Genomic DNA, 18,905 nt, shown 5'->3' with positions numbered 1-18,905 from the left:
GTTTCCAAAGATAGGTATTTCCCGGTAGGAATACCAGCCACAAAGGCCTGTGCGTAAAACGGTGTAAAAGAAGGGTTGATAACGTGCTGGTGATACTGCCGGGAGGCTGTTATGAAATGTTGCATGTTATTTTATCATTTATGCGTATAATCTAATGCCGTTGTTGCCGATGGATACACAACGATAATGGCTACACGTAAATGACTATCTCATTTTACATAAACAGGTAATAATGACTACCTGAAAACAGGTAGTTGACGGGTGAATTAAATTTCTGAGTAAATTGCATCCATGAAAATACAAACAGGTTATAGCAGAAAACAGGAGATCGTAAACGGGTTGATACATGCAGCCGGTATTGTATTGGGAATCAGCGCACTGCCCATTCTGACGGGAATTGCAGCCACGCATGGAAATACGGCAGGGATCATTGGAGCAGGTATTTACAGTTTTTGCTTTCTGATACTTTTTACCAGTTCTACGGTATATCATTTATCCCAGGAACCAGCGGTAAAGAAAATCTTTCTCATCTTCGATCACATCAGTATTTATTTCCTGATAGCAGGCACGTACACACCGTTCTTACTGGTATATATGAACAATGCTTTCGGGATTACGCTGTTGAGTGTACTATGGGGATTGACGGTAGTCGGCATCTTTTTTAAAGTATGGTTTACGGGCAAATATGATATCATCTCTACGATTATTTATTTGCTGATGGGATGGATATTGGTGGCCGGCGGCCGGCGTTTTTTTGATGACCTGCCATTGCCTGTGTTGGTGCTGATCAGCGTTGGTGGCGGATTGTACACGATGGGTGTGATCTTTTATATCTGGGATAAATATACCTATACACATGCTATATGGCATGCTTTTGTACTGGCAGCGGCACTTTGCCACTATGCCGCTGTGTTGTTGGCGATGTAATAATTGTGTTGAAAAAATTGCCGTTGTTCAAAACAATTTTTTTTTAATTAACGATTTGCTTATCTTCAAAATCTCAAAAAATAATAAAGACCCAACGATAGATATAAAAAGTAATAACAACCTAGTATCTATGTAATCTATGTTCAGAACTACATGGCTATCCCGTTTCTCCGATACTGATACTGGCGCTGAATAACCACCCCAGGGCGTTACCATCTGAGGTTGAAGACAGGGGAGGATCTGTAATAAACGTTTATGTTATGAAAAAGAAAAAACTGTCATTGAACAAAAAATTACTGCTGCAAAAAGAGGCCGTACTTGATCTGAACAAACAACAGCAAGACATCGTTTTAGGTGGTGTTGGACGTACCCTTAATGCGAATTGCGCTACCTGGGATCCTGCTGCTACCTGTGAGTCTATTCCTAAGCCAGGACGTGTATGTTTGTAAGCCTTTCCTGTTAACGCTGATGTTCGTTTAACCCGTTCTGCAGCTATACCGGTATGGATTACCCTTAAGATATTTGTTCCCGTTGATCAGCCAATTTTATTCCCTGCAAAGACACATTGACCCAATCAATAGCTATGCTATCACTGTTTAACCTGATGAATGGCGGGGAAATCACCTGTAATCAATCTTTTAATTATGAAAAAGAAACAATTATCGCTTAGTAAAAAATTACTGCTGAAAAAAGAAGCTATCCTGGAGCTGAATAAAAATCAGCAAAATTCCCTGGCTGGCGGAGCTGCCGCTTCCCGTATAGATTGCGGTACCTGGGACCCTGAACGTACCTGCGAAACGCATCCACGTCCGGGACATCAGTGCGTGTGATTTTTTCGTATAGCCGGCCCCGTTGTTTGCTCATGGAAACAGGGGTATAATCCTGCTGGTTATAACAACGATGCTGTTTAATTACCTGTAAGCTGTTGCCGGTCCGGATAAGGATTGGCAACAGCCTGAAATCAGGCGAATTACCTGCAATAGATTGTTTGACAATGGAAAAAATTACTTGTCTGGCAGCATAAAAATGCGCGCAAACAAGATAATCCCGTTACTGCAGAAAGCACTACAAATCTCAACGACCGGATGCTTACCGGACACGCGGAGAAATTGTCATGCCTTTACCAATCGTTTATACGGGGCAGATCAGCAGTTTTTATCTGACTTTTCCGGTATCATCATACGGAAAAGTAGTTTTATCATATAGTGTATCAGCATCATCTATTTAAATTTCCGGTAACCGGATAGCAGGGATGGTCATGTCCTTACATCCGTAGTAAACCGGGATTCACTTGTAATTAACCGTTTAGTTATGAAAAAGAAACACCTGTCTCTCAGCAAGAAATTAATGCTGCAAAAAGAAGCCATCCTCGAACTGAACAAAAACCAGCAGGCATTGGTAGCCGGCGGAACTCCCCGCTCCCTTGTTAACTGTAATACCTGGGATCCTATGGCTGGTTGTGAAACCAGAGTACCCAGAACACAGGTTTGCCGTTAATCTTCGTATAGCCGGCTGGTTAATACCATTATGAAAACTGCCGGCGAAGAAAATATGGTGATCGGCCGATTTGTTTTTTATTCCCCTGTAATTCCGGTTAGTAGCTGGTGTCCTACAGGATTCACCCACATAAATTTTAGTTATGAAAAAGAAAAAATTAACACTCAGCAAAAAACTGCTGCTGCAAAAAGCATCCATCCTGGATCTGAACAAACAACAACAGGCTTCTCTCGCCGGTGGACAGGAAACATCTGACTGTACCTGGGATCCACAGGATACCTGCGTATCCCGCCCAAGACCAGGCGTAGTTTGTATGTAATTTTCCGGTCATTCCTGTTATATAACAGGAATGACTATACGTTTAATTCTATTTATCTTAAAAAAAGGCCGTCATGAAAAAGAAAGTATCCCTGAGTAAAAAACTGTTCCTCAGCAAAGCTACTGTAGCTGAATTGAACCAACATCAACAACAATCTCTCGCTGGTGGAGCATTACCATTAACCAGACGTGATTGTCAGATTACAGCACAGGAATCCTGCATCACCATGCGGCCTGGCCAGGAAATTTGTATTTACTGCTAATACAAACAGGCCTTTTATTTGTCAGCCGGCACTGCGGCCACCTCTCATGAGGTAGCTATGCACTACCGACAGACAAAAGCGCCTGTTGTCTACGAATTATCTTTTTGCGCTGAATAACCGCCCCACGGCGTTGCGAAAGCTAAAGACAGGGGAGGATACCCGTAATATCTATTGTTATGAAAAAGAAAAAAATGGATCTCAGCAAAAAACTGTTATTAACTAAAGAAACAGTTGCTGCACTGAACATGGAAGAACAACAACAACTGCTGGGTGGTGCTACCCAGGTAGGCGCCTGTGTGGAAACCAGACAAATTTCCAGCTGCATCGCCAGCCGTCCTGCACCAAACCGTCCTTGCTGCATGATCCCTTAATAATTACGGGTAGTAAGTTTTACATGAAACAGCTGTATGTCCATCGGGGCATACAGCTTTCATGTTGTATATGCCATTGGAAAAGCCGCCGCTTTTCTGATAGTTGTCTTTTCAATTAATATCAATCAGTGATGAAAGCCGCCATCCCACAATTGCAGGAAATTTACAATGATATGGTACAAATGTTCGCTCAGAAGGAATACGATGAGCGGCATGCCGACAGCTTGTTTAAAGGACCCTGGGGGGCCTTGCTGTTTATGTTTTACTATGAGAAATATATAGATGATACAGTAGATCATGCGGCTGATTGTCTGGAAGCCGTATACGAAAATTTTTCACCGGATAAAGGTATTGACTATGCTTTCTGTAATGGTTATTCCGGGCCGTTCTGGTTACTGCATCACCTCAACCACCACGATTTTGTAGAGTTGGATATTGACTACCTGTTGGCTGATTTTATCGGGAATGCCATTGTACAAAGCGAATTTTTTGTGGAGCAGGAGGATTTTGATTTCCTGCATGGCAGTGCCGGCATCTGTAATTTCCTGGTGTCATTTGCCCATCTGCCGGAGGTACGGGCGCACCTGTCGGCATTTGTAGCCGGTTTGCTGCAATTGAGTGAGATGACGCCACTGGGGCGCAGTCTGCCGGTATTCACCCTGCACGACCTCTCTATTGAAAAAGGTGTGGACGCGTTTAGTCTGGCGCATGGCAACTGTTCCCTGCATATCTTGCTGGCCAAGATCTACCAGGCCGGTATTGCTCAGGATACCTGCCGGCAACTGATATACGAAAATATAGCATTCATGCTGCAGCATAAAAATCCGGATGTCGCCCCCGATTCACAGGTAGCACTGTATCCGGGAATATTGGATGGCAGCGGTATACACAGCCGCCTCTCCTGGTGTTATGGCGATCTGAATGTGGCGCATGCCCTTTGGTATTGCGGGAAAGTATTCGGGGAAGCCGCCTGGAAACAGGAAGCGCTGGACATCATGCATCATAGTGCCCGCAGGGATACGGAAGAAGCAGCGGGTATTGTAGATAATTGCCTGTGCCATGGTTCCGGCGGTATTGCTGCTTTTTTCCGTAAGTTCTGGCATGAAACCGGCGACCGCACTTTTTATGAGAGCGCCACCCTCTGGCACAATAAAGCATTGGAAAAAGTAGCTTTTTCACCGGATAAACAGGTGCATGGTATCCGGGTATGGCAGGGTAAAGATAAACAGTGGGATTATGCCTGGGACCTGCTGGATGGCAGTACCGGTGTAGGATTGTCGCTCCTGTCGCACACACAGGACCAGGCGTTGGCGTGGGATGAATTTTTATTGTTATCCTGATCCTGCCGGTGATGGATATACGCACATTTTCCGGCTGCATGACACCACTTGTCTGTGCTGCCGGCCGGAAAATGTATACGTTATTTGGTTAGCAGGCGCTTGTTGACCACCTGCATCAGTAATTCGCGCTGACTGCGGCTCACTGGCAGGGTACGCCCGGCTACCTGTACCATGTTGCTGTCTACCGTACTGATATGCTGCAGGTTGACAATATAGGATTTGTGGATCCGCAGAAAAGTATCTGCCGGCAATTGCTGTTCCACACTTTTAAAGGTGAGGTAGGCGATAATTTTAGTATGTATGGTTTGGATGATGACATAGTTCTGCATGCTTTCCACAAAGAGAATATCGGCCAGCATCACTTTTTCATAGACCTGCTTATGTTTTACGAAAATGTAATCGGCGACCACCGGGTTGCTGGCAGGAAGTTGCTGCTGCTGTTGCTGCCGTAACATAAAATAGTCCTGTGCTTTCTGTACGGCTTTGGTAAAACGTTGCAGGGATATCGGCTTTAAAAGATAATCCATCACATCCAGCCGGAATCCTTCCAGGGCATAGTCGGGATAAGCCGTTACCAGTATGGTTACTGGTGGGTCAGACAAGGTTTCCAGCAGATGAAGCCCACTCATTTTGGGCATATTGATGTCCAGGAATAGGAGGTCTACCGGTGTTTCTTCCAGTACTTCGCGTGCCGTAATAGCATTGTTGCAGGACGCCGTTAATGACAGAAAGTCAAACGTTTTGATATATTTTTTCAATCCTTCCCTCGCGAGTGCTTCATCATCAACAATGATACATTTAATTTCCATGTGGGTAGCGCGATACGCGTTTTATTAGAGACAATTGATTTTTACTTCCAGGAAGATAGCAAACTGGTCTGCCGTTTCCTCTACTCGCAGTATATGCTGTTCCGGATAGAGCAGGGCCAGTCTTTTTTGTACATTCACCAGTCCTATACCTTTATGCCGTGGGGAAGGGTCAGGCATGGGTATGGCCTTTTCCTTGCTGTTTTCCACTATAAAAAATAGTTTTTCGTCTTCCATCACCAGATCTATGCGGATAAAGTTGTGTTTATCGGGAAACCGGGAAACATGTTTAAAGGCATTTTCCACAAAGGGAGTCAGTATCAGGGGCGAAATATGGCAAAGCGGTGTGGTAATACCCCAGTTACAATCTACTTTCAGCTCATTGCCGCGACGTTTGTTTTCTATATTTACATAATTCTGCAGATAAACGATTTCCTGCTGTAAAGGAATAAACGGTTTGGAACAATCGTATAGCTGATAGCGTAGCATATCTGAAAACTCCAACACCATATCTGCCGCCTGGCGGGCATCTTTCTCAATCAGCACATGAATGCTGTTCATCATATTAAATACAAAATGTGGGTTTACCTGGTCGCGCAGCAGCGTAAGTTCTGCCTCCAGGTGAGTGGTACGCAGGTGTTCATGGTCTATCCGGGTGCGGGCATACTCCTGGTAGAAGCGGATACCGCACAGGGTACCGCTGCTGAAAATCAGGCCAATGAAGTAACCCGGAAAGAGCATCCTGAAACTACAGATAGCCGGATCAGAAAGCACCGTATTAAAGCTGCGGCACAGCAGCGGCTGACCGAAATATACCGCGAGCGAACTAATTACCAGGCAGGTTAATACGGAAACCAGAAAAAAGAAAAGTATTTGTCGCCGGTTAATAAACAGCGGCAGTAATACATAGCTCAGCAAATAAGCACAGAGGGAAGACGGAATAGCGTCCAGCAGCGCCAGCATAAGGGCATTGTCGTACAATACGCCCTGTACACGTAGCTGCAGAAATACCAGCATGGTTTGCATCACCCCAAAGATGATCATGAGTGGCCATATTTTTTCCAAAAAGGGATGCTTGTACATACGGATCAATTTTACTCAAAAAAAGCAAATAAAAAACAAATAAACAGCAATACCGCGACTTATAAAGGTTTGTTTGCTGCAACTGGTAACGCATTTCCCGACATTAGTCAGCAAATCCGGACAGATGATCAAAATTCATACAGACAGGTATTTATTCTCTATTTCTTTGCATCCGTAAAGAGAAAACAACGATACGATAGCAGCCATGACTGCTGTAGCAAGATGCCATATATAAATAACATTAACGAATAGTTAAACCATTTTCTTAGTTAAAAACCTAAACTGCAATTTTATGACACATCGCAAAACGGAACGAATGTTCAAGCACATCAAATTGAATGCTACCCTGTTGGCCGCCGCATTACTGGTAGGCACCGCCTGCAATAAATCCCAGCAGGTAGTAGAGGGCGACCCCGGATTTATTGGTAACCCTGCCGCCGCAGCGCCAGTAGGTTACGCCCCTGCCGGTCAGCTCACCAGCACCAGCCTGGGCACCAACGGTATCATACAGAAGATCAGCTACAACAGCCGCCAGCAGCCCCTGGTAATTACCCATTATGCCGGTAATTTCTTAACAGACAAAGATTCCGTGGTATATGATGCCAGCGGTAAGTTGCTGAAGGTGCTGAATTACACCCCTGACTTCCTGGTAAATGGAAAGTTTGAATTGTCTGGTACCACCACCTTTGAGTGGGACAGCAAAGGATATATCAGCCGTAAAAAAGTAGTAAGCCAGGAAGGCGGTACACTGGAAACAGATGACCGTTACACCTATGACGCTACGGGCAGACTGTTGTACGTGACTACCAAAACCGATCCCAGAGTAACGCCGGGAACGATCGTAACGACTTATTCCTATGAGAACAAAAATATAAAGAAGGTGACCCGTACCAATGGTACGGAGGTGATAGCCAGATTACTGGTAACTGGTTTTGATAATCGTCCAACCTTCATTACTCATCCGTTATTGCCTTACTTACTGGATGGTGCTGATAATGATGTATTCAGTGAGCATAATGCAGTGGAAACAAAAAATATTGTTTACATAAAGATCAACGGCAAACTTGACTCTACTGTAACAGTAACAAAAAATACGTTCCAGTATAACGCTGTAAACCGCCCTGTAAAAGTGAGCTTTAAATCAACCATATCTAGTGGAGGCAATCCTAAGCCTATCACTTCCAGTGGTGATTTAAACTACACATACGCTAAATAGGTAACAACAACAACTCCGGCTGGCTTCCTGCCTCATTTGTTTCATAGGGGAACAGTACCCGTTGTACTGTTTAGACAGGTCAGGCAGGAATGCAGCCATCCGGTTCTTTGAAGGTTTTATACCACTTTGGGCATTGCTGAGCAGTAGCTCCTGTAGCCATGCCGGCACACGCCGGCGACAAAATACTACAGGTTGATGGAGCGAAAAAATCATTACTGCCAGGCCACGATCGTCCATCAGGACAACTGTGACATGGCAGCCATATTTTCGTAGGTCCGTGGCGGTGGCAGTAGGAACGCCCGGTAATTTGCCCTGGTATTTGCCCCCGATCAGCATTCGTTCATCAGTCACTATATCAACTGCTTTCGGGAACCAGCTGTAATTACTGCACGGTGAGCGCCGGGGATGGGCGGTGATGTTTTCAAAAACAGCTGCTTATACCCATTTGCTTACTGCAGGCGACTGCCCACTCATTCGTCCGGAAAGAACGGGATTTGTGACCGGTAAAGATTACACCCGATCCTGCCTCACCGGCAGGACGGGGTATATCTGCCTCTCTCTATTCCCGCTATGGGCGGGCAATAGACCCAACAAGGAATATTCGACACCAGGAAACGGTTTTATGGGCGTTTCTCCGGTGCTAAAGATATGCTGTATCATGATGAAAACCGACCGGGCATTGACCATAGCCCGGTCCTTGTGCGATTCATTAGTGTGACACAAAGTAAGTTTAAGAAGAGGAAATACGAGTGGGTTATCCAGCCTTATTCATTTAGTGTTGGTTTATGCAGGCGGGCGGAAATAAGGTGCTGCATCTCCGCCATTGTCTCCGTCCGCCCTTTATGTAGTATACCAGCCATTAAAATTCTTTGCAGATCTTAAGCGAAATTGTTTTTACATTGGATTAACAAAAAAACCGTTTAATTAATCCGATCTTTTGAGGGAAATACCGGTGATATACCCTGATAATGAAAACATTTTATGCTTAAAGCTACAATTAACGACCGGAGTGTAGTGATAGCTTTGCTTTGCAGGGCTTTTGACAGTAACCCCAGTGTAAATTATATTATTCCACAGGATACCCGCCGTAAAGAAAGGATTGCCCAGCTGATGGCGTATTCCTTTGATCTTTGTCTGCGTTTCGGGGAAGTTTATCTGACAGCAGATAAAGGCGCCTGCGCCCTCGTGCTATTCCCGGACCAGAAAAAAACATCCCTGCGTACCATCTGGCTGGACCTGAAATTTGTACTCAAAGGTATCAGCATCTGGCGGGTAGGCAAGGTGCTGAAACGGGAAGCGGCCATTGCTGCCTGTTATCCGGCTACGCCCATTTATTATCTGTGGTTTATAGGGGTAGAACCCCAGCAACAGCATGTAGGCACCGGCGGACAACTGCTCCGGAAACTGATGGCTGCTGCCAACGGGATGAAAAGACCCATCTACCTGGAAACCTCCGTGCCGGGCAATGTGAGCTGGTATGAACGGAATGGATTTGAGGTGTACCAGGAGTTAAGCTTCTCCCAGCAATTATATATGATGCGCAAAGTAGTATAACCCTGCCGCGTATACTACCTGCCGGCCTGTTGCAGCTTATCGTGTTGAAAAGCCGTAAATTCGCGATGGAAAAATGATTATAATCAGATCAAAAGTGAAATCGGATTTATGGAAACAATGAATGGCTCTACCTATCAGGCAGCAAATAAAGTAGCAGATATCATCACCTCCCACTTTAAGAAACATCTGATCGTGGCGAAGGAAGAAGGAGAGGATGACCTGGCCCATGTACCGGCGGCGGTACTGGTGGAAAAGATCATTGATGTGGCTTTCTGGGCCAGCTTACGTAAAGAAGAAGGCAATGCTACCCGCATATCCCTGGCTTTCCTGAAACCTTCTCAGGCCGGTAAGCCCCTCTTATTTGAAAAAAGGATTCCCCTCACCCCGCATGCCTTGACCAAACTCGCGCCCGGTGTGGAGCGGGCTGGTGTACATGTAGGTATCTGGTATGAAGGAGATGAATTATATATCTGGGGTACCACCATCAAACTGCCTAATCTTTGTTTTGTATTGGACGTATCTGAACCGGGACTCCTGGTGGTAAAACACCGCCGGGCAGCAGGTCTGGGCAAATTTACCAATGTGGCCGTATTGAGAGGCGATCAGGTAAAGGTGATCAATGAAGATATCGGCAAGCTGGCGGAAACGCCGCCTATCCTCAAATCGTTACTGGGTGTGGAAACCACTTGTCTCTGGAACGATGGGGTGAATGTATTGATCCAGATTGCGGTATCCATGCGGGCGCACAAACGCGGCGGTATTTTGCTGGTGACGCCCTATGGCAGCGATGCCTGGCGCGACTCTATTATCCATCCCCTGCAATATCCGGTGGTACCGGCTTTCGCTGGTATTGCGGACCTGATCCGGCACGACGGCAAAAAAGTAACAGAAATATTCTGGCAAAATGCACTCCGGCGGGAGGTAGAAAATATTACCGGCCTTACAGCGGTAGATGGCGCTACCGTCATTAACAATCAGCAGGAACTGCTGGCCTTCGGCGCTAAAATAGCCCGGGCCAAAGATGCCAAACCGGTAGATCAGATTCTGCTGACAGAACCGATACTCGATGGCGTACCTACCTTGATGCATCCTTCCAGTATCGGAGGCACCCGGCACCTTTCTGCCGCCCAGTTTGTACATGACCAACGGGACGCCCTGGCACTCGTGGCTTCCCAGGATGGATATTTTACCGTGTTCTCCTGGTCAGACAAAGCAAACCTGGTACAGGCGCACAGGATTGATATCCTGTTGATATAGGCATAGCCGTAACCGACAACCACTTTTCAAAAAGAAGATAACCAGGGGAGCAGCACCCCTGGTCATTTTGCTGCTGCGGTTAAAACCGTAATTTGCGGCGCGTTAATATATTATGGAGCATCGTTATTTTATTGTCAATAAGCCATTCAATATGGTGTCGCAGTTTGTGAGCCCCGATCCGGTGAACCTGCTCGGTGATTTATCTTTTGATTTCCCGGAGGGCACTCACGCCATTGGCCGGCTCGATAATGACTCAGAAGGATTATTGATATTAACGACCAATAAAAAAGTCACCCGTCTTTTATTCAATAGCGGAAAAGCGCATGAACGTACTTACCTGGTACGGGTCAAGGGCGTGATGAGTGAGGCGTCGCTGAAACGGCTGCAGACAGGCGTTCCCATTTGCCTGAGCGGACAGCTGTATTATACCACGCCTCCTTGCCGGGTGGAAATTACTGAGCGGCCACCCGGTTTGTTCAATCGCCCGCAGGAACTGACAGCAGCGGCGCCGCACACGTGGCTGTACATCACGTTGACGGAAGGGAAATTCCGGCAGGTCCGGAAGATGGTGGATGCTGTCAGACATCGCTGCCAGCGGCTGATCCGGGTATCTATTGAAGACCTGCAGCTGGGAGATCTGGCGCCTGGCGCAGTACGGGAACTATCTGAAACGGCGTTTTTTACCCTGCTGAAAATTGATCCTGACCGGGATTAATCCGGCGGCACTGTCAATATTACCGCATAAATGGTCAAGATCGCATCAGTTTGCAGCAGCTATTCTTATTACGTTTGCTGTTTGGAATTCATGCTTTAACGAAACAGACTATGTGGAAATTTTTCAGGCTTACAGGCGCCTGCTGTTTGCTGTTGCATTCAGCTTTTGCCCAATCGCAGCGGTATCCGATCATTCCTTATCCGCAACAACTGGTACCGCAGGCAGGTACTTTTGATATCACAGCAGGAACAAAACTGGTATTACCCGCAGATGCGGCCGCCTTTACACCGGCTACCGCGCAGCTGGAGCAACTTTTTACCCGGGCGCTGGGAAAACCACTGGCTGTTGCCACCAAAGCAGATAAGGGTGCTATTGTGCTGCAACAAAATCCGGCGCTGGCGGGTGCGGAAGACTACACCATGGAGGTAACGCCACAGCAATTGCTGATTACGGCTAAAACCGGCACCGGCTTTTTCCGGGCGGCGCAAACGCTGCGCCAGCTGATGCCACCTGCCATTGAAACGGCTACCGGTAAGCGATTGGCAAAAATCGCGATTCCGGCTATGCAGCTGAAAGATCATCCCACCTACGACTGGCGGGGGATGCACCTGGATGTGTCGCGGCATTTCTTTTCTATTACCTATCTCAAAAAATTCATCGATCTCCTCGCTTTATACAAAATGAATAAGCTGCACCTGCATCTCACAGATGACCAGGGCTGGCGGATCGAAATAAAAAAATATCCGCTGCTGACCACACAGGGAGCGTGGCGCACCTTTAATAACCAGGATTCTGTGTGCATGAAAAAGGCCATAGATAATCCGGATATGGCTATTGATGAGGAACATATCATCCGGAAAGATGGTAAAACATGGTATGGTGGCTTCTATACGCAGGAGCAGATGAAAGATATCATCGCTTATGCTGCCGACAGACAGATAGAAATTATTCCGGAAATAGATATGCCCGGTCATATGATGGCGGCCATCAAAGCATATCCTTTCCTGAGCTGTAGTGAGGAAACTGGCTGGGGTAAAGACTTCTCCACCCCCATTTGCCCTTGTAATGAAAGTACGTTCACTTTTGCGGAAGACGTATTTACCGAAATAGCGGCCTTGTTTCCGTCGAAATATATTCACCTCGGCGCAGATGAAGTGGAGAAATCCAGCTGGGCATCCTCTCCGGCATGTGCAGCTGTGATGAAGGCGAACAACCTGAAAACGGTAGAGGAGCTGCAAAGCTATTTTGTGAAGCGGATGGAAAAATTCTTTAACAGCAAAGGCAAGGTGCTGATTGGCTGGGACGAGATTTTACAGGGAGGTATTAGTCCTACCGCGGTGCTGATGTACTGGCGGGCCTGGGTACCGGATGCACCGGTACAGGCAGCCCGGCATGGGAATAAAGTGATTATGACACCAGGTAATCCGCTGTATTTCGACGGCACGCCTGACCGTAACTCCATTTATAATGTATACCATTTTGAACCGGTACCGAAAGGCTTAACGCCGGAGGAAGCCACGCATATTATGGGCGCGCAGGCTAATATCTGGACAGAATACATCGCCTCTGAAAAGAGAGCAGACTATATGTTTATGCCACGTATGACCGCCCTGGCGGAAGTATTGTGGACACACCGGCCGGATTACGAAGGCTATCTCCAGCGTTTGCAGGCGCACTACAAAAGGCTGGACAACCTGGGGATACATTACCGCCTGCCCGACCTGGATGGTTTTACAGAAGATAATGTATTTGTAGACAAGGGTAGCTTACAGGTGAAAAAGCCCCTAACGGATATGACTATCCGTTATACCACCGATGGCAGTATTCCGGATGCAAAAGCCAAAGTATTGCCGGGCAGCCTGACGATTACCCGTCCGGATACCATCCGGCTGGCGGCTTTCAGTCCTGCCGGCAACCGGGGCGACATCTATACCTTACGCTACCGGCAGCAAAACTACCTGAAAGCAACGGTGGTGAAAGATGCTTTCCCGGGTTTGCAACTGGATTATTACCAGGGCGCCTTTAAAAGTGCCACGGCTATTAAACCAATGGCAGACAGTTCTCTGCGGGTAGCCAATGTGGTGATCCCGGAAGGTATGGGTAAAGGTGGCGGCGCCTTTGGCGCCCGGATAAAGGGCTATATACAGGTGCCTGCAACGGGGATCTATAGTTTTTATCTGACCTGTGATGATGGCGGTATCCTTTATATAGATGAACAGGAAGTGGTGAACAATGATGGCTGGCACGCACCTGTGCAGAAGAGCGGACAGGTAGCCCTGGAGAAAGGCTGGCATCCGTTGCAGGTAGCGTTTGTAGAAGGAGGGGGTGGTTACACCCTTCGGCTGGAGTACAGTATCAATGGCGGGAAGCTGCAGCCGGTTCCGGATGAGTGGCTACGGTCAGCCAGATAATTTACAACACAGTTTATAACGGATAGGTTCCGGGATGACGGCAGGTATTGGTATCGCCGGATGTCCCGGAACCTGTTTTTTTCGTCCTTATTTTTTATTCTATATTGGTGGTGGGAAGGTGGTTCCGGTGATGGCTATACGTAGTGGGTGGGTATAAACCACTTGTGAAGACAGGTAGTTAGCTGACAGGTTGACGGCAGATGAAGCGGGGGAATGGGGCAGGAGCAGGGGCCTTTTGCGAAGCAGTCCGGGAGAAAGCCTTCCTTTGTAAAAGAGGTGTTTACGCGTAGCTGCAGTGATAATGCAGGCTTAAATAAAGATTTTCATTATCTTGTGTAATGTTAAGATAATCAATGTAATATATTGTTGTAATTAAAGTGAATAATGAACCAGGTGCCAACTGCTATCCTGCTTATAGATAGCTGTTTAACAACGGCTTAGCTTCCGGAATGAAGCCGGATGACCGCTGAACAGAAAGTACCATTACCAGATCGGATTGCCGCTTTGTCAGCTTGTATCGTATAGCCGGTACTGTTAATGAATGGGCTCCGTGACCGATGAGTCGCCGGTATCATTTGCCCGAAAAAACAACTTATCCAATTATATCGGCAGCATGCCGGTATATGTTAAAAATAGTTATTCCATTCAGACCTGTTGTGTATGCGTATACTGAAAATATTGTGCTTACTGTTGCTGACCAGTCAGCTGGCTGTTGCCACCGATGCCCGGCTGGCGAAAACCCTGGAGGCGCTGACGCCACAGCAAAGAACGGTGCTATATCAATATGGTACCTTGCGCCTGTATGCCACCGCCGCCCAGGCAGATAGCTTCCGGCTCCGGCAGCAATACTTATTGCCAGACCTTACACCGGAAGATGCCGCCACGCTGGCTACCGAACTAATGACCAACACCACGCTGGTATATTCTTTACAGCAACCTTCCCGGTTGCAGGCGTTGCGGGGCGTGTTTACGGCTTCCCGGCTGTTACTCGGTCTGGCAGCATTGGTAGCGGCCTATGCACTGATACATTTACTGTATAGCTATTGGTCGAGGTGCCGGGACTGGCTGGTGCGTTACTTATCGCCGTTGTTCCGGCGGTTGTTTTCTCCCCGGATGCTGACCTGGCAATTACTGCTGATCGGTATAGCGGGTATCTTCCTGGGGCCTCGTATACCGGATATCGTATTACGTACCCTACTGGTACATGCGGGGCTGTTCCTGTTGTGGGCACAGCTAACGGCCATCACTACACGGGAATATAATATCCGCCGGTATATGCGGGAAATAAAGTACAGTCTTCGGAGCGGGGAGGACCCCTGGCTGGCATTCAAGACGGTATCCCTCCCCGCCATTGCCATCAGTGCCGGCATTGCCTGGGTGATGCAGCATTGTCCGGACCCCTGGTATCCGTATGAAGTAACTGTGCCGATGCTGGCAGGTTTATTCACCCTGCCGCCGTTACGCCGTTTGGAGATACCTCTGAGCCGGGTATTGCTGCCTTTTCCGCATACCGTGGCAGACGAAGAGCAACGTACAGCCGCTTACGTTACCGTGTCGTTATTCATCTGGGTAGGATTGCTCTTTTTACCGGTAATCATGATGCCTTCGTTGCTGGTGCTTACCTTTTTGCTGATCATCGCCTTATTGCTGCTCTCTATCGCGAAGTTAACCCGGTGTGGTATGCGTAACTATAGCTGGCTGCAGGCCGTAACGCTCGTATTCCTTTGCAGCGGCGTGCTGGCGGGTGCCCAGCTGGGTATCCTGGTGCTGTCCTGGATGGCATTGGGCGGTATCGTGCTATATGTACTCATCAAGTATTGGGAAATCCCGGCTTTGCTGGGATGGAGCTGGAAAGACAGGAAAGCCCTGGGCCTGCTGGGGATGGCAGCGCTCATATGGGCGATTGCGGCCTTATTCCGCTACCGGCCGGAGTGGTTCGTGTTCTTTTAGCAGCACTTTTGTTTTTATATAGATGATAAATATTATGAATGATTTAATGGAGAATGTCATGTAAAAGTGTATTTTTGCGCTCCCTTAATACAGGAATTATTTTATTAAAGATACGCGTAGATCCGGGTGTCGTACTGACAAGGCTTCTCAGGGCCTCCAAGGCGATGTACAGGGTCTGCGCTTTTTTTATGCCCCACAGAAACCGCTATAATTCCTGAAAAAAATGTAATAGATTTAAAGATATCATTCCACGTATGAAGCATTCATTATCTGCCATCTTACTACTGGTCCTCAGTGGCCATGTGGCCGCGCAGCAAACTGCGCCTGCCTATCCGCTGATTACACACGATCCGTATTTCAGCGTCTGGTCTGCAGCCGATACCATCACGGCAGCACCCACCACCCATTGGACGGGTACCGAACAATCACTCACCGGCTACCTGAAAGCAGACGGCGTCACCTATCGGATACTGGGTAAAGATCCGGTTGTGTACAATGCCCTGTTGCCGGTCAGTGAAGATGACGCCTACCGGGTAAAGTACACGGAAAGCACGCCCGCCGCGGATTGGACGGCACCCGCTTTTAGGGATCAGTCGTGGCCAACAGGCGCCGCTCCTTTCAGTAATCAGCCACCCGCCGGTGGTACCACCTGGAAAAGCCCGGACCTCTGGACCCGCCGCACCTTCAACGTCAAGCAACCCATATCGGAAACGCTGGTCCTGAAAATCCGGCACGACGATAATATTGAAGTCTTTCTCAACGGCGAAAAGATCTATGCCCGCAACGGCTGGCTGCACAGGTATGCGTACATCCCCATCCCGGATGCGGTGAAAAACAAATTGCAACCCACCGGCAATGTGCTGGCCATTCATGTGAAAAATACCGCCGGCGGCGCCATGCTGGACGCAGGCCTGTACCGGCAGGAATCTACTGCCGGCGCGCCATCCCTCACCGACGCCGTACAAACCGGTGTGGAGATCAACGCCACCCAGACCCGCTACCGGTTCCGTTGCGGGGAGGTGAACCTGACGCTCACTTTCACTTCGCCGTTACTGATGAACGACCTGTTACTGCTCTCCAGACCCGTGTCTTACATCTCATACCAGGTATCTTCCCGGGATAACCATACCCACCCGGTACAGCTCTATTTCGGCGCTTCCACGAATCTGTGTGTCAATACTCCCGCGCAGCCGGTGGTGGCCAGTCAGTATAAAAGTGGCGCCCTGTCTGTATTGAAGGCCGGTACTAAAGCGCAGCCTGTCCTACAGCAAAAAGGCGACGACCTGCGCATCGACTGGGGCTATATGTATGTAGCTGCACCCGCTGCTGGCAAGCCCACACAGTTTGTCAGCACCGGCGCCGCGGCCATCCGCGCCTTTGCCACCGGGAAAACACCGGCTCCGGCACCCAGCGGTCCTATGGTACTCAGTACCGTGGTGAACTTACCGGCAGTAGGAAAGACGCCACAGGAACAACTCTTCCTGCTGGGCTACGACGACGTATATGCGGTACAGTATTTCGGTACCCCGCTCAAAGCATGGTGGAAACAAGGTCCGGCTGGCACCATCGACCAGCAACTGAATGCTGCCTGGCGCGACTATGCCGCCATCATCCAGAAATGTGCCGCCTTTAACCAACAGCTACGTCACGACGCCATTCAAACCGGCGGCGAGACCTATGCCCGCCTCTGTGAACTGGCCTACCGGCAAAGCATCGCCGCCCATAAACTGGTACGTGGTCCCAAAGGTGAACTGCTGTTCCTCTCCAAAGAGAATTACAGCAACGGCTGTATCAATACCGTCGACGTTACCTATCCTTCCGCACCCCTCTATCTGCTGTATAATCCCGACCTGCTCAAAGGCATGATGAACGGCATCTTTTATTACTCCGAAAGCGGCCGGTTCAACAAACCCTTTGCCGCGCACGATCTGGGCACGTACCCACTGGCCAACGGACAGGTATATGAAGAAGACATGCCCGTAGAAGAATCCGGTAATATGCTGATCCTGGCCGGCGCCATCGCCCGCGTTACCCACGATGCTGCCTACGCCAAAGCGCACTGGAAAACCCTGACCACCTGGGCCAACTACCTGCAGACCGCCGGCTTCGACCCCGCCAACCAGCTATGCACCGACGATTTTGCCGGCCACCTGGCACGGAATACCAACCTCTCCTTAAAAGCCATCGCCGGTATCCGGTCCTACGCCATGCTCGCCGAAATGCTGGGTGACAAAGCCGCTGCTGCTACCTACAAAGCCAGCGCAGAAGCCATGGCCCGCAAATGGGTAGCCCTCGCACATGACGGCGACCACTATTCCCTGACGTTCGAAGGCGCCCATACCTGGAGCCAGAAATATAATATGGTGTGGGATAAGGTCCTGCATTTCGGCCTGTTCCCGGATTCGGTCTATCAGCAGGAGATAGCCTATTACCTGACAAAGCAGCAACGATATGGCCTCCCGCTGGATAGCCGCAAGACCTACACCAAGTCCGACTGGATTATGTGGACTGCTGTACTCACCAGTCGCCCTGCCGATTTCCAGGCCCTGATGCAACCCATCTACAAGTACATTACGGAAACGACTACACGCGTTCCACTAAGCGACTGGCATGAAACCACGAATGGTAAAATGGTGGGCTTCCAGGCCAGGAGCGTGGTAGGCGGCTATTTTATGCCCCTACTGGCGGAGAAATTAAAATAGTTTTTAGCTTTAAATCGGCCACCATGGCTGATTTTTTATATATAGGATAAATATAGGTGAGATAAACGATTAAAAATGAATGAAATAAATTTGGTGGAATGGTAGAAATGTCTATCTTTGCACTCCCTTATACAAACGGGGAATGATTCCGTAGCTCAGTTGGTAGAGCAATACACTTTTAATGTATGGGTCCTGGGTTCGAGTCCCAGCGGGATCACTGGAAGGGACAAAATGAAAATTTTCATTTTGTCCCTTTTGTTTTTCAGTAAATATCTAATTGCCAGAAAGTTTCATGTTTTTCATTTTCCCTTTATCGTGAATAGTTTTCAAAGCCCCATTTCATACATCGAACCAAAATCTGTAATGGCCAGATATTTTAAATAACTTAAAATAAATATATTACAGAGACTTTCCGAGTTTAAAGAGCATATTTATACCCTAATCCCATAGGGATGACCTCTTGGGACTCGAACCTCTAAATCATTAATAGACAAT

The 18,905-nt window shown here is 48.1% G+C and carries 17 protein-coding genes and 1 tRNA gene; 16 read left to right on the top strand and 2 right to left on the bottom strand.

Annotated features, from left to right (window positions below):
• Positions 1-291: 291 nt before the first annotated feature.
• The 8 genes from trhA to OL444_RS22360 all read left to right on the top strand — a co-directional run bounded on the left by trhA (position 292) and on the right by OL444_RS22360 (position 4,716).
• Entirely contained in the window at positions 292-927 is a 636-nt protein-coding gene (trhA, locus tag OL444_RS22395; RefSeq protein ID WP_264729614.1) for a PAQR family membrane homeostasis protein TrhA, read from the top strand.
• Between the two features lie 260 nt (positions 928-1,187).
• Positions 1,188-1,376, top strand: coding sequence for a class I lanthipeptide (locus OL444_RS22390; RefSeq protein WP_264729615.1), 189 nt, complete (start codon positions 1,188-1,190; stop codon positions 1,374-1,376).
• Between the two features lie 195 nt (positions 1,377-1,571).
• Entirely contained in the window at positions 1,572-1,757 is a 186-nt protein-coding gene (locus OL444_RS22385; RefSeq protein ID WP_264729616.1) for a class I lanthipeptide, read from the top strand.
• A 481-nt stretch (positions 1,758-2,238) separates the two neighbouring features.
• The gene (locus OL444_RS22380; protein ID WP_264729617.1) at positions 2,239-2,424 is read left to right on the top strand and encodes a class I lanthipeptide; all 186 of its coding nucleotides are present in this window, start codon (positions 2,239-2,241) and stop codon (positions 2,422-2,424) included.
• Positions 2,425-2,566: 142 nt separating this feature from the next.
• The gene (locus tag OL444_RS22375) at positions 2,567-2,743 is read left to right on the top strand and encodes a class I lanthipeptide (RefSeq protein ID WP_264729618.1); all 177 of its coding nucleotides are present in this window, start codon (positions 2,567-2,569) and stop codon (positions 2,741-2,743) included.
• A gap of 73 nt (positions 2,744-2,816) precedes the next feature.
• On the top strand, positions 2,817-3,005 hold the full coding sequence (locus OL444_RS22370; protein ID WP_264729619.1) for a class I lanthipeptide: 189 nt from the start codon (positions 2,817-2,819) through the stop codon (positions 3,003-3,005).
• A gap of 176 nt (positions 3,006-3,181) precedes the next feature.
• Entirely contained in the window at positions 3,182-3,376 is a 195-nt protein-coding gene (locus OL444_RS22365) for a class I lanthipeptide (protein WP_264729620.1), read from the top strand.
• 131 nt (positions 3,377-3,507) lie between these two features.
• Positions 3,508-4,716 (top strand): lanthionine synthetase LanC family protein, encoded by a 1,209-nt coding sequence (locus OL444_RS22360; RefSeq protein ID WP_264729621.1) that lies wholly within the window; start codon positions 3,508-3,510, stop codon positions 4,714-4,716.
• Between the two features lie 80 nt (positions 4,717-4,796).
• Here the strand turns inward: OL444_RS22360 and OL444_RS22355 are convergent, their stop codons facing one another.
• Positions 4,797-5,525, bottom strand: coding sequence for a LytR/AlgR family response regulator transcription factor (locus OL444_RS22355; RefSeq protein WP_264729622.1), 729 nt, complete (start codon positions 5,523-5,525; stop codon positions 4,797-4,799).
• 24 nt (positions 5,526-5,549) lie between these two features.
• Positions 5,550-6,605, bottom strand: a complete 1,056-nt coding sequence (locus tag OL444_RS22350) for a sensor histidine kinase (protein ID WP_264729623.1) — start codon at positions 6,603-6,605, stop codon at positions 5,550-5,552.
• Positions 6,606-6,897: 292 nt separating this feature from the next.
• Between OL444_RS22350 and OL444_RS22345 the strand changes: the two genes are divergently transcribed.
• The 8 genes from OL444_RS22345 to OL444_RS22310 all read left to right on the top strand — a co-directional run bounded on the left by OL444_RS22345 (position 6,898) and on the right by OL444_RS22310 (position 18,627).
• Positions 6,898-7,821: a hypothetical protein gene (locus tag OL444_RS22345; protein WP_264729624.1), complete on the top strand. Its 924-nt coding sequence runs from the start codon at positions 6,898-6,900 to the stop codon at positions 7,819-7,821.
• Positions 7,822-8,802: 981 nt separating this feature from the next.
• The gene (locus tag OL444_RS22340; protein ID WP_264729625.1) at positions 8,803-9,375 is read left to right on the top strand and encodes a GNAT family N-acetyltransferase; all 573 of its coding nucleotides are present in this window, start codon (positions 8,803-8,805) and stop codon (positions 9,373-9,375) included.
• 108 nt (positions 9,376-9,483) lie between these two features.
• Positions 9,484-10,632, top strand: a complete 1,149-nt coding sequence (locus OL444_RS22335; RefSeq protein ID WP_264729626.1) for a putative sensor domain DACNV-containing protein — start codon at positions 9,484-9,486, stop codon at positions 10,630-10,632.
• A gap of 112 nt (positions 10,633-10,744) precedes the next feature.
• Positions 10,745-11,347, top strand: a complete 603-nt coding sequence (locus tag OL444_RS22330) for a pseudouridine synthase (RefSeq protein ID WP_264729627.1) — start codon at positions 10,745-10,747, stop codon at positions 11,345-11,347.
• Between the two features lie 110 nt (positions 11,348-11,457).
• Positions 11,458-13,758 (top strand): family 20 glycosylhydrolase, encoded by a 2,301-nt coding sequence (locus tag OL444_RS22325; RefSeq protein ID WP_264729628.1) that lies wholly within the window; start codon positions 11,458-11,460, stop codon positions 13,756-13,758.
• A gap of 660 nt (positions 13,759-14,418) precedes the next feature.
• A complete protein-coding gene (locus OL444_RS22320) occupies positions 14,419-15,708 on the top strand; it encodes a hypothetical protein (RefSeq protein ID WP_264729629.1) in 1,290 nt (429 codons plus the stop codon).
• A gap of 254 nt (positions 15,709-15,962) precedes the next feature.
• The gene (locus OL444_RS22315; RefSeq protein WP_264729630.1) at positions 15,963-18,410 is read left to right on the top strand and encodes a glutaminase family protein; all 2,448 of its coding nucleotides are present in this window, start codon (positions 15,963-15,965) and stop codon (positions 18,408-18,410) included.
• Between the two features lie 144 nt (positions 18,411-18,554).
• Positions 18,555-18,627 (top strand) — tRNA-Lys (locus tag OL444_RS22310).
• Positions 18,628-18,905 lie beyond the last annotated feature (278 nt).

The sequence above is a fragment of the Chitinophaga nivalis genome (genome assembly GCF_025989125.1).
Taxonomy (GTDB): domain Bacteria; phylum Bacteroidota; class Bacteroidia; order Chitinophagales; family Chitinophagaceae; genus Chitinophaga; species Chitinophaga nivalis.
Note: the sequence above shows the minus strand (reverse complement) of the source record. Positions and strands in the feature narration are given on the sequence as shown.